Origin of the sequence: Mycobacterium sp. 1245499.0, from assembly GCF_001673615.1 — a bacterium.
GTDB lineage: Bacteria > Actinomycetota > Actinomycetes > Mycobacteriales > Mycobacteriaceae > Mycobacterium > Mycobacterium europaeum_A.
This window is the reverse complement of the sequence record NZ_LZMG01000388.1, coordinates 1-11,583: the sequence shown is the minus strand read 5'-3', so window position 1 is coordinate 11,583 and position 11,583 is coordinate 1. Positions and strand designations below refer to the sequence as shown.

At 67.1% G+C, this 11,583-nt stretch carries 10 protein-coding genes and 1 pseudogene; 1 reads left to right on the top strand and 10 read right to left on the bottom strand.

Annotated elements, in window-relative coordinates; all coding sequences use genetic code 11:
- Positions 1 to 125 precede the first annotated feature (125 nt).
- A complete protein-coding gene (locus A5646_RS24075) occupies positions 126 to 473 on the top strand; it encodes a hypothetical protein (RefSeq protein ID WP_066880462.1) in 348 nt (115 codons plus the stop codon).
- Between the two features lie 39 nt (positions 474 to 512).
- Here A5646_RS24075 and A5646_RS24070 read toward each other — a convergent pair whose 3' ends face one another.
- The 10 genes and pseudogenes from A5646_RS24070 to A5646_RS24025 form a co-directional block, all read right to left on the bottom strand.
- A complete protein-coding gene (locus A5646_RS24070) occupies positions 513 to 1,193 on the bottom strand; it encodes a response regulator (protein WP_066880461.1) in 681 nt (226 codons plus the stop codon).
- The gene (locus A5646_RS24065; protein WP_067024720.1) at positions 1,190 to 3,766 is read right to left on the bottom strand and encodes a sensor histidine kinase KdpD; all 2,577 of its coding nucleotides are present in this window, start codon (positions 3,764 to 3,766) and stop codon (positions 1,190 to 1,192) included. The genes A5646_RS24070 and A5646_RS24065 overlap by 4 nt, the downstream gene beginning before the upstream one ends.
- Positions 3,767 to 3,778: 12 nt before the next feature.
- The gene (locus A5646_RS24060; protein WP_067024718.1) at positions 3,779 to 4,702 is read right to left on the bottom strand and encodes a potassium-transporting ATPase subunit C; all 924 of its coding nucleotides are present in this window, start codon (positions 4,700 to 4,702) and stop codon (positions 3,779 to 3,781) included.
- Position 4,703: 1 nt separating this feature from the next.
- Positions 4,704 to 6,857, bottom strand: a complete 2,154-nt coding sequence (gene kdpB, locus A5646_RS24055) for a potassium-transporting ATPase subunit KdpB (protein ID WP_067024715.1) — start codon at positions 6,855 to 6,857, stop codon at positions 4,704 to 4,706.
- The gene (gene kdpA / locus A5646_RS24050; RefSeq protein ID WP_067024712.1) at positions 6,857 to 8,527 is read right to left on the bottom strand and encodes a potassium-transporting ATPase subunit KdpA; all 1,671 of its coding nucleotides are present in this window, start codon (positions 8,525 to 8,527) and stop codon (positions 6,857 to 6,859) included. Before kdpA ends, kdpB begins: the two co-directional genes overlap by 1 nt.
- Positions 8,528 to 8,617: a potassium-transporting ATPase subunit F gene (locus A5646_RS24045; RefSeq protein ID WP_066871739.1), complete on the bottom strand. Its 90-nt coding sequence runs from the start codon at positions 8,615 to 8,617 to the stop codon at positions 8,528 to 8,530.
- Positions 8,614 to 8,697, bottom strand: a complete 84-nt coding sequence (locus A5646_RS24040) for a potassium ABC transporter ATPase (RefSeq protein ID WP_112631949.1) — start codon at positions 8,695 to 8,697, stop codon at positions 8,614 to 8,616. The genes A5646_RS24045 and A5646_RS24040 overlap by 4 nt, the downstream gene beginning before the upstream one ends.
- Before the next feature lie 209 nt (positions 8,698 to 8,906).
- Entirely contained in the window at positions 8,907 to 10,439 is a 1,533-nt protein-coding gene (locus A5646_RS24035) for a cell wall metabolism sensor histidine kinase WalK (RefSeq protein WP_067024709.1), read from the bottom strand.
- The gene (locus A5646_RS24030; RefSeq protein WP_066871728.1) at positions 10,436 to 11,209 is read right to left on the bottom strand and encodes a response regulator transcription factor; all 774 of its coding nucleotides are present in this window, start codon (positions 11,207 to 11,209) and stop codon (positions 10,436 to 10,438) included. The genes A5646_RS24035 and A5646_RS24030 overlap by 4 nt, the downstream gene beginning before the upstream one ends.
- 295 nt (positions 11,210 to 11,504) lie before the next feature.
- Positions 11,505 to 11,583, bottom strand: a pseudogene (locus tag A5646_RS24025) (type VII secretion protein EsxI); the annotation flags it as partial.

Sequence of the window (11,583 nt, the reverse complement as noted above, 5' to 3'; positions counted from 1 at the left end):
ATCGTGTTGTCCATCGCCGGGTAGGTCACATCCGCCACACCGGCCTCTACAACAGTGGACATGTCTTTTGCCCGCCTCGTAGCGACAACTCGGTCGGTGTCGTACCCGTGTGCGACCGTCCGGGGATGGGCTATTCACTCAAAGGGATCGAGCTGCGCTACGTGCTGGCGATGCAGCTGGCGGTACATGGACCGGCCACCATCACCGAGCTGACCGAAGCGCTTGACTGGCATGGGTTTTACGTTCGGGGCCGCCCATCGAAGGCGATCTCGGATGCGCTGCGCTGGGAGGTCGGACGTGGCCGGGTGCGGCGCCTCGGGCGGGGCCGGTATGGGCCCGGGTACATGCCGCGCGGCACCGAACATCGGATCCATCAGCGCGTGTTGGCGTTACGCGAGGCGGCGGCCGAGTTGTCGCGGAAAGGCGGGCAATTAACTGAGCTACCCGCGCGGAGGCCCGAGTGGCTGGTGTGATTCAGGGGCCCAGCCGGCCGCGGGACAGGCGCCACGCGCTCACACCTCGAATCGATACCCCATGCCGGACTCGGTCAGCAGGTGCTTGGGATGCGAGGGGTCATCCTCGAGTTTGCGGCGCAGCTGCGCGAGATACACGCGCAGGTAATGGGTTTCGGTGGCATACGCCGGACCCCACACCTCCTTGAGAAGCTCCTCGCGGCCGACCAACTTGCCGCGGTTGCGGACGAGGACTTCGAGCATCCCCCACTCGGTTGGGGTGAGGTGAACCTCGCTGCCGTGCTTGGTGACCTTCTTGGCGGCCAGGTCGACGGTGAACGATTCGGTCTCGATGACCGGTTGTTCGAGTTCGGAGGCCGCGGTGTTGCGCCGGACCGCCGCGCGCAGCCGCGCCAGGAACTCGTCCATGCCAAAGGGTTTCGTGACGTAGTCATCGGCCCCGGCGTCCAGCGCCTCGACCTTGTCCGACGAATCGGTGCGCGCCGACAACACGATGACCGGCGCGGTGAGCCAGCCGCGCAGACCGGCCAGCACGTCGATCCCGGAGATGTCGGGCAGGCCGAGGTCGAGGATCACCACGTCGGGCTTGTGTTCGGCGGCGGCCCGCAATGCGCCGGCGCCGCTGGACGCGGTGATCACCTCATAACCCCGCACGGACAGGTTGATGCGCAGCGCGCGCAGGATCTGCGGCTCGTCGTCGATCACCAGAACGCGAGTCACAGTGCGCCCATCTGTTGCGGCGCAGCCAAATCCACGATCACCGTCAGCCCGCCTCCCGGGGTGTCGGTGGCCGTAATCGTCCCGCCCATCGCTTCGACGAAGCCCCGCGCCACCGACATCCCCAGGCCCACGCCGGTGGTGTTGTCGTGATCTCCGAGCCGCTGAAACGCTGCGAAGATCTGCTCCTCGGCCCCGTGCGGGATTCCGGGGCCTTCGTCGATGACGTTGATCAGGACGCGATCGCCCACCCGTCCGGCGTTGACCCGCACCACACAGTTGGGCGCATAGCGCAGCGCGTTGTCGATCAGATTGGCCAGCACCCGTTCCAGCAGCCCCGCATCGGCCATCACCATCGCATCGGCGACGTCGACCTTGACCCGGTCGATCGCGGACCGGAAGAAACCGGTGGCGCCAGCCCCGATGCTGACCAGGGCCCGCTGCACGGTCTCCTCCAAATACACGACGCGCAGGTCCGGGTGGATCACCCCGGCGGCCAAACGCGATGAGTCAAGCAGGTTTCCGACCAGCGCGGTCAGCTGGTCGATCGACTCCTCGATGGTGGCCAGCAATTCGGCGGTGTCGGTGGGGGAGAAGGCGACGTCTTCGGCGCGCAGGCTCGAGACCGCGACCTTGGCCGCCGCCAGGGGTGTCCGCAGGTCGTGGCTGACCGCCGACAGCAGGGAACGGCGCAGTTCGTCGGCCCGCACGATCGCCTCGGTGCGGCTGGCTTCCTCGGCGAGCTCGCGTTGCCTGATCAAACCCGCGGCCTGCCTGGCCACCGCGCCGAGCACCCGCCGGTCGCGCGCGGAAAGCTTCCTGCCGGCCAGCAGCATCCAGAACTCGTCGTCACCGACCTCGATCGCGGTGTCGGCGGAATCGATTGTCACACAGGGATCGCGGCCCACACACGCCACCACCTCACTCTTCCTGCCGCGAGCGCGCGCTTGGTCGTCGGGCTCGCGCAACATGCTGACGGTTCGCTGGGCGTAGGTCTCACGGACTCGCTCGAGCAGCGTTTCCAGATCGGCGCCGCGCAGCACCGAACCGGCGAACAGGGTCAGCAGCTCGGCCTCCTGCGAGGCGCGCCGTGCTTCCCGGGTGCGTTTGGCGGCGAAGTCGACCAGCACCGCGACGGCGACCGCGATGAGCAGCAGCACCAATTCGGTGATGGCACTGTTGGGTTCGGCGATGGTGAAGCTGTGCCGCGGGGCGATCAGGAAATAATTCAGCAGCAGCCCGGACAGCACGGCTGAAAGCACCGCGGGCGCAATGCCTCCCAACAGCCCGACCAGCAGCACGCCGACGAAGAACAGGGCGCTCTCGCCGCCGGTGTCCAGATACGGGTCCAGCGTCGTCACCGTGATCGCGCAGATGACCGACGGTACGATCAGGGCCGCCAGCCACGACGCCACCCGGCGCTCGCGGGGCGCCAGCGAGGACGCGCGGAAGCCGCGCTTGGATTCCTCGTGGGTGACCAGGTGCACGTCGATCTTTCCCGACAGCTCGACGATCCGCGGGCCGATGCCCTCCTCGAACAGCCGGGCCCAGCGCGATCGCCGCGAGGTGCCGATCACCAGCTGTGTGGCGTTCATCTCGCGGGCGAATTCGAGTAGTGCTGTGGGCACCTCGTCGCCGACCACGGTGTGCATGGACGCGTCCAGGCTGCTGGCCAGTTCCCGGATCTTGGCCATCCGCGACTCCGACAGCCCGGCCAGCCCGTCGCCGCGGATGACGTGCACCACCATCAGCTCGGCGGTCGACTTCGAGGCGATCCGGGATGCCCGTCGTACCAGCGTTTCGGACTCGGGACCACCGGTGACCGCGACGACGACCCGTTCGCGGGCCTCCCACATGTCGGTGATCTTGTTCTCGGCCCGGTATTTGGCCAGCGCGGTGTCGACCTGGTCGGCCAGCCACAGCAGCGCCAATTCCCTTAGCGCGGTGAGGTTTCCACGGCGAAAGTAATTCGACAGCGCGGCATCGATGCGATCGGGCGCGTAGACGTTGCCGTGAGACAGCCTGCGCCGCAACGCCTCCGGCGTGATGTCGATGAGCTCAACCTGGGAGGCCTGGCGCACGATGAAGTCCGGTATGGTCTCCTTCTGCTCGATGCCGGTGATCTGCGCGACGACGTCGTTGAGGCTTTCCAGGTGCTGGACGTTGACGGTGGAGATCACGGTGATGCCGGCGTCGAGCAGTTCCTCGACGTCCTGCCACCGCTTGGGGTTCTTGCTGCCCGGCGTATTGGTGTGCGCGAGCTCGTCGACCAGCACGACCTGGGGGTGTCGCGCCAACACGGCCGGCACGTCGAGTTCGGGGAAGCTGCCGCCGCGATATTCGACATAGCGCGGCGGGATCACCTCGATGCCCTCAAGCAGCTCAGCGGTTTTCGAGCGCCCGTGGGTCTCCACCACGCCCGCCACCAGATCGGTGCCGCGTTCCAGCCGCCGATGCGCTTCGCCCAGCATCGCGTACGTCTTACCCACGCCCGGAGCCGCACCGAGGTAGATGCGTAGCTCCCCGCGCTTGGGATGGTGGTCGCGGAGGCCGACGTCACTCACGTCAACCATCATCCCCCCTCGCCGCTAACTCGTGACCGGATACCGGTGGTCGAGTTGCAGATTAAGTTGCAGCACATTGACGCACGGTTCACCGAAGAACCCGAGTCCGCGCCCACTGCGGTTCTGCGCGACCACTGCACGGATCTGATCTGGGCTGACGTGGCGGACTTTGGCCACCCGCGCCACCTGCATCTCGGCGTAGGCGGGTGAGATGTTCGGGTCCAGGCCGCTGCCGCTGGCGGTCACCGCATCGGCCGGTACCGCCGGGACGGCCGGGGCGGCGCCGCGGATCGGCACGATCTGGCCGATCGAATAGTCGTCGCCGTACTTGGCGCATTCGACGCGCACACCCTGGTAGACGGTGAGGAACGGGGCGGCTGTCGATCCGCACGGCTCGTTGACGCTGACCACCCGGGTCGGGCGGATGACGTTGCCGCGCGCGTCCCGCGGGCCGATCACCGACAGCACCGCACCCACGCCGCCGCCCGTGCAGAACGGTCGCGACCCGTCGACCCCCTCCAGCTTGCCGACCGCGGCGCTGCGCGCGCACACCGTCGTCAACAGGCTCGGTTTGAAGCCCGCGTCCGACGCCGACTTTCCGGCCGCCAGTTGCGCCGGGTCGGCGGGCGTGTCGACGATGCTTTCCGGGCCCAGGTTGCTGCCGCCCGACGACGTCGGGTCATACCCGGCGCCGGCGGCCGACGGACGACTCTGGAAGTACTGCGGCAGCGCGTTGCCGCTGGAGTCGGTGAACGATTGGCCGATCAGTCTGCTGCCCACCGGCTTTCCGTTGGCGGTCAGAATCGACCCTTCGGCCTGGTCGCGCAGCCCGGGAAACTGCGCGATGACCCAGATGAACAGGGGATAGGCCAGGCCGGTGATCGCGGTCAGCACCAGCAGCGTGCGCAGTGCCGCCCAGTGCAGGCGGACGAAATTCGAGAACGTCATGTCAGGACATCCCTGGGATGAATTGGACGATCAGGTCGATCGCCTTGATTCCGATGAACGGGGCGACGATGCCGCCGAGACCATAGACATAGAGGTTGCGGCTCAACAACTTTGACGCGCTGCTCGGCGTGTACCGCACGCCCCGCAGCGACAGTGGGATCAGCAGCACGATGATGATCGCGTTGAAGATGACCGCGGACAGGATGGCCGATTGCGGGCTGTGCAGCCGCATCACGTTCAGCAGATCCAGGCCGGGAAACAGTGCGACGAACATCGCCGGGATGATCGCAAAGTACTTCGCGATGTCGTTGGCGATCGAGAAGGTGGTCAGCGCGCCCCGGGTGATCAGCAGCTGCTTGCCGATCTCGACGATCTCGATGAGTTTGGTGGGATCGGAGTCCAGGTCCACCATGTTGCCGGCCTCTTTGGCGGCCGACGTGCCGGTGTTCATCGCCACCCCCACGTCGGCTTGAGCCAGCGCGGGTGCGTCGTTGGTGCCGTCGCCCGTCATCGCGACCAGCTTGCCGCCCTCCTGCTCGCGCTTGATCAGGTCGAGCTTGTCCTCGGGCGTGGCCTCGGCCAGGAAGTCGTCCACACCCGCTTCGTCGGCGATTGCCTTGGCCGTCAACGGGTTATCGCCGGTGATCATCACCGTCCGGATGCCCATCTTGCGCATCTCGTCGAACCGCTCGCGCATGCCCTGCTTGACGACGTCCTTGAGGTGGATGACCCCGAGCACTCTCGCCTCGCCGCCTCGACTTTCCCCGACGACCAGCGGTGTGCCGCCCCCGGCGGAGATGCCGTCGACGACCTGACCAAGCTGTGGGGGGACCTTGCCCCCTTGGGCGCGTACCCATTCCGCGACCGAGCTCGCTGCGCCCTTGCGCAACAGGTGATCCTCGAGGTCGACGCCCGACATCCGGGTGGTGGCCGAGAACGTCACCCATTGGGCCTGGGACAGCTCACCCGGTGTGCGCGCACGCAGCCCGAAGTGCTGCTTGGCGAACACGACAACCGAACGGCCCTCGGGTGTTTCGTCGGCCAGGCTGGACAGCTGCGCAGCGTCGGCCAGCTGCTCGGCAGAGACACCGTCGAGCGGGATGAAGGCCGCGGCCTGCCGGTTGCCCAGTGTGATGGTGCCCGTCTTGTCCAGCAGCAGGGTGTTGACGTCGCCGGCGGCCTCCACCGCCCGCCCGGACATGGCGAGCACGTTGCGCTGCACCAGCCGGTCCATGCCGGCGATGCCGATGGCCGACAGCAGCGCACCGATCGTCGTCGGGATCAGGCACACCAGCAACGACACCATCACGATTCCGGTGACGCCGCTTGCGCCCAGCGCCTGGCCGTCCGGGACGCCCGGGTTGTTCGCCTTGGCGTAGATCGCCAACGGCTGCAGGGTCGCCACGGCGAAGACGAAGATGATCGTCAGCGCAGCCAGCAGGATGTTCAGCGCGATCTCGTTCGGGGTCTTCTGCCGATTGGCGCCCTCGACGAGCGCGATCATCCGGTCGATGAAGCTCTCCCCGGGCTTCTGGGTGATCCGCACGACGATGCGGTCGCTGAGCACGGTGGTGCCGCCGGTGACCGCCGACCGGTCGCCGCCGGACTCGCGGATCACCGGGGCCGATTCGCCGGTGATGGCCGATTCGTCCACCGACGCAATGCCTTCCACCACGTCGCCGTCCCCGGGGATCACCTGCCCCGCCTCGACCACCACGACGTCGCCCTGCTGCAATTGCGGCGCGGCGACCGCTTCCTCGACCGCGGCCGCGCCGGGCGCCCAGTCCTTGAGGCGGCGGGCCAAGGTCTGGGTCTTGGCTCGGCGCAGCGTCTCGGCCTGGGCCTTGCCGCGGCCTTCGGCCACCGCTTCGGCGAGATTGGCGAACAACACCGTGAGCCACAGCCAGATCACGGTCAGCCAGGCGAACCACGTCGGGTCGATGATCGCCAGCGCGGTGCTCCAGGCGGCGCCGATTTCGACGATCAGCATCACCGGGTTGCGCCACAGGGTGCGCGGGTCGAGCTTGCGCAGCGCATCCGGGGTGGACGTCCACAGCATCTTGGGGTCGAGCAGCCCGCCCTGCACCCGTTTCCTGCCAGTGGCCGCCGCCGGCTGGGTCTGCTGCTCGGCGGGGTGGATCGCGGTCGCGGTCATCAGTGGATTCCTTCGGCGAGAGGCCCGAGCGCGAGCATGGGCAGGAACGTCAGGGCAACGACAATCAACGTGACGCCGGCAACCATGCCCACGAATTGGGGTCGGTGGGTGGGCAGGGTCCCCGCGGAATCCGGTGTGCTGCCCTGCCTGGCCAGCGACCCCGCCAACGCCAGAACGAGCACGATGGGCAGAAACCGGCCGAACGCCATGGCCAGGCCGAGCGCCGTGTTGTACCAGTCGGTGTTGGCGCTCAGGCCCGCGAAGGCCGACCCGTTGTTGTTGGCCGCCGAGGTGAACGCGTAGAGGACCTCGGAGAGCCCGTGCGGCCCGCCGTTGAGCATGCCGGCCCGTTCGCCGGGCAGCGCCATCGCGATCGCGGTGCCGGTCAGCACGATCAACGGGGTGACCAGGAAATAGCTTGCGGCGAGCTTGATTTCGCGCGGGTTGATCTTCTTGCCGAGGTACTCCGGCGTGCGCCCGACCATCAGCCCGGCCACGAAGACGGTGATCACCGCCAGCATGAGGATGCCGTACAGGCCCGACCCGGTGCCGCCGGGGGCGACCTCGCCCAGCTGCATGTTGAACATCGCGATCATGCCGCCGAGGCTGGTCAGCGAGTCGTGGGTGGAGTCGACGGCGCCGGTGGAGGTCAGCGTGGTCGCGGCGGCGAACACCCCGGAATCGGTGACGCCGAAGCGCTGCTCGACCCCCTCCATCGCCGCGCCGATCGACGTCGGCACCGTGCCGTGGTGTTGCGCCTGGAACCACAGCATGAACGCCGTGCTGGTGGTGTAGAGCGTCGCCATCACGGCCGCAATCGCGAAGCCCTGCTTGGTGTTTCCCACCATGCGCCCGAAGGTGCGCGGCAGCGAGAAGCCGATCACCAGGATCAGGAAGATTTCCAGCCAGTTGGTCCACACCGTCGGGTTCTCGAACGGGTGCGCGGAGTTCGCGTTGTAGAAGCCGCCGCCGTTGGTGCCGAGCTCCTTGATGACCTCCTGGCTGGCCACCGGCCCGCCGGTGATGGTCTGCTGGGTGCCGTTGAGGGTGGTGACCACCTGGTCGTGCAGGTGGAAGTTCTGGATCGCCCCGCCGGCCACCAGCAGAATCGCGCTGAGGACGGCGATGGGCAGCAGGATGCGCAGCGTTCCGCGGACCAGGTCCACCCAAAAGTTGCCCAGCTCGCCGGTGCGTCTGCGGGCGAACCCGCGCACCAGCGCGACGGCCACCGCCATCCCGACGGCGGCCGACACGAAGTTCTGCACCGCCAGGCCGGCCATCTGCACCAGGTGGCCCTGGGTGGTTTCACCGGAGTAGGCCTGCCAGTTGGTGTTGCTGACGAAGCTGACCGCGGTGTTCCACGCCAGCGAGGGCGTCATCTTCGTGGCCGGATCGTGTAGATGCAGCGGCAACTTGTCCTGCACGAGCTGGAATCCGAACAGGAACAGGATGCTGACCGACGAGAACGCCAACACGCTGCGCGCGTAGGCGCCCCACGTCTGCTCGGAGCGGGCGTCGACGCCGATCACTCGGTAGATCGCCCGTTCGACGTGGAGGTCTTTTTCCGACGTGTACACGCGAAACATGTAGTCGCCGAAGGGCACATGCACCACCACCACCGCCGCCACGAGTACGACGAAGAACAGGACCCCGGCCGTTGTCGTGTTCACTTAGAACCGCTCCGGGAACAGCAGCGCGCCTCCGAGGTAGAGCGCGATGAGGATCGAAAGCACCAGGCCGACCGCGTTTTGGTAGTTCACAGCCGCTCGACCAACTTCTGGGCCACGCCGAGTGCGGCGAACACCGCCACAGTCAGCACGACATACACCACCGCGCCCATCATTTCTCCGTCCCGTGCCTGCATACGAAAAGACCTCGACGAGCCAGCCACCGCGCGCCGGCCAAGCCAGCTCGAAACTAATTGGGGCACGCGGGCAACGGGCTTTGGGTTGACGCTTTCCTAACAGCGCCGCAGCGGCTCTTTACGTTTTCTTTACGGCCCGCCGACCCGGTAGATGCGCAGACAAAGGGCGAGTAGGGCCGGCTGAATTACCGGCTCGACGCAGGATGGGCCGGATCGTCCACCAACGGCAGCCGGACCCGGAAAACCGTGCAGCCCTCGGTGGATTCGGCCGTGACCGAACCATGATGGGCCTTGACGATCGAACTGACGATGGCCAGGCCCAAACCGTTGCCCGAGCCGTTGGATCTCGACTTGTCGGCCCGGACGAACCGCTCGAACAACCTGGGCAGCAGGTCCTCGTCGATGCCCGGGCCGTCGTCGGTGACGGTTATTTCCGCATACGGTGCGGGATCGTCACGGCGACAGGTGATTCCGGTAGTCACCGTCACCCCGGGCGGGGTGTGTACGCGGGCGTTGCTGAGCAGGTTGCTGACCAGCTGATGCAACCGGGCGTGATCGCCGCGCACCCACACCGGCTCGTCGGGCAGTTCCTTGACCCAGTGGTGCGTCAACGCGGCGACCCGCGCGTCGTTGACCGCATTGCTGACCACCTCGGCCAGGTCGACGTCTTCGGATTGCAGGTCTTGGCCTTCGCCCAGCCGGGACAGCAGGAGCAATTCGTCGACGAGCAAGGCCATCCGCCGTGCCTCGGACTCGATGCGGGCCAACGCGTATTCCGTGGTGGGCGGCAGCGCCGAACTGTCCTGGCGGGTGAGTTCGGCATAGCCCTGAATGGCGGCCAGCGGTGTGCGCAATTCGTGGCTGGCGTCGGTGATGAACTGGCGCATCCGCAGATCGGACTCGACCCGGTGCGCCAGCGCGCTATCGACGTTGTCCAACAAGCGATTCAACGTGTGCCCGACGATCCCGACCTCGTTTTGCGGGTTGGTGTCCTGCGGGGGGACGCGGACGCTGATCCGGTGGTCGTCGCCGGTGAGCGGCATGGCGGCGACATCGGCGGCGATCGCTGCCAGCCGGCGCAGCGGGCGCAGCGTGTAGCCCACCACCCACACGGTGAGCCCGGCGGTGATCACCAACGCGGTCGCGGTGAGCACCGTGGTAGTGAGTTGTTTGCGCGCGATGATGCGGTCGGCGAGGTTCTGCGACACCCCGACGACGAGGACGTCGGACCCGACGACGGTGCTGTCGACGCGATGCGGCCCGAGCCGGCCGAGGATCTCGGTGCGCGGCGGTCCATCGCCCCACGATTGCGCTTGCAGATCTTGGACGACGTCGGGCGGCGCGGGCCTCGGTTCGTCTTCGGAGAACACCGCCGACCCGATCACGGTGCCGTTGTGCAGCACGGCGATGAGGTTGCCCGGCGTCTGCCCGGTGAACTCCAGCATCGCCTGGGCAATCGGCGGGGTGCCGGGATGCGACGAAACGTGTTCGCCGTTCTGGTATTTCGTGTACTGATGGCTGAACGCGTCCAGGGACTCGGCGACGTCGGCATCGCTCATGATGTTGACATAGCCGCGCAGGCTCAGCACCGAGACGATGCCGACCGTCACCAGCACCACGCTGACCACGGCCAGCACACCGAGCAACAACTGGCGGCGCAGCGAGTGGGGAAACCACCGGGAATAGGCCCCGGAGGCGGTGCCCCGGTCTCGGGTCATTCCGCCGGCCGCAGCATGTACCCCACCCCGCGGACGGTATGAATCATCGGTTCGCGCCCGGAGTCGATCTTTTTTCGCAGGTAGGAGATGTAGAGATCGACGATGCTGGTGCGCCCGGCGAAGTCGTAATTCCAGACGCGGTCCAGGATCTCGGTGCGGCTCAGCGCGCGGCGGGGATTGCGCATGAGGAAACGCAGCAGTTCGAACTCGGTGGAGGACAGCGATATCTTGTCGCCGGCGCGGGTGACCTCCCGGCTGGCGCTGTCGACCTTGAGGTCGCCGACCTTGAGGGTTTCGGCGGTCGGCGTGGGTTGCTGGCCGGACCGGCGAAGCAGCCCGCGCAGCCGGGCGACCAGTTCCTCGAGGCTGAACGGCTTGGTCATGTAGTCGTCGGCGCCCGCGGTCAGACCGGTGACCCGGTCCATCACCGAGTCCCGCGCGGTGAGGAAGAGGGTGGGGGTGTAGGCGTCGGACTGGCGGACGCGTTCCAGGATCCGCAACCCGTCGACATCGGGAAGCATGATGTCGAGGACGAGGACGTCGGGGCTGACCCGGTCGAACTTGGCCATGGCCTCGCGCCCGTTGTGGGCGATGTCGACCACCCAGCCCTCGTAGTGCAGCGCCATCTTCACCAGGTTGGTCAGCGCCGGCTCGTCGTCGACCAGCAAAACCCTGATGGGGGATCCGTCGGCGCGGGAAATCCTGGGCAGCTGGCCCAGGATGGCTTGGCGTGGGCGCTGCGAACTGGAGTATTCCGACATCACGGTCATGTTCCTACATTGTGGCAAGGCACATACAGGATTGTCACGGAGTTCATAGAGTTCTCAAATGTGGCAAACCCTCCTCGGCCACGGTGTGAAGCCATTCTCCCGCCCCGATGCGGTGCGAACCCGGCTCCGCGCCGCGCCGGATCGGGTTGCGGCGCTTGCCGATTCCGGATTCCTCGGCGGCCGGATCACCGAGTCCATCCAGTGCCGTTGCAGCACGGGTGGATTGGGCTACCCGCATACGAAAACCGGGGCCGCACACCAGATCGGTGCGCGGCCCCGGCGTCGAGAGAAGGTGTCAGGCCCAGCTGGACCCAACGGCGCTGTCGGTGCTGGCCATGTTGCTGCCCGCGGACTGAACCTTCTGCCCGTGGGAG

Coding starts and splice junctions, on each gene's coding strand:
- A5646_RS24075 (WP_066880462.1), top strand. CDS start 126: ATGGGCTATTCACTCAAAGGGATCGAGCTGCGCTACGTGCTGGCGATG.
- A5646_RS24065 (WP_067024720.1), bottom strand. CDS start 3,766: ATGATGGTTGACGTGAGTGACGTCGGCCTCCGCGACCACCATCCCAAG.
- A5646_RS24060 (WP_067024718.1), bottom strand. CDS start 4,702: ATGACGTTCTCGAATTTCGTCCGCCTGCACTGGGCGGCACTGCGCACG.
- kdpB (WP_067024715.1), bottom strand. CDS start 6,857: ATGACCGCGACCGCGATCCACCCCGCCGAGCAGCAGACCCAGCCGGCG.
- A5646_RS24040 (WP_112631949.1), bottom strand. CDS start 8,697: ATGGGCGCGGTGGTGTATGTCGTGCTGACTGTGGCGGTGTTCGCCGCA.
- A5646_RS24035 (WP_067024709.1), bottom strand. CDS start 10,439: ATGACCCGAGACCGGGGCACCGCCTCCGGGGCCTATTCCCGGTGGTTT.
- A5646_RS24030 (WP_066871728.1), bottom strand. CDS start 11,209: ATGACCGTGATGTCGGAATACTCCAGTTCGCAGCGCCCACGCCAAGCC.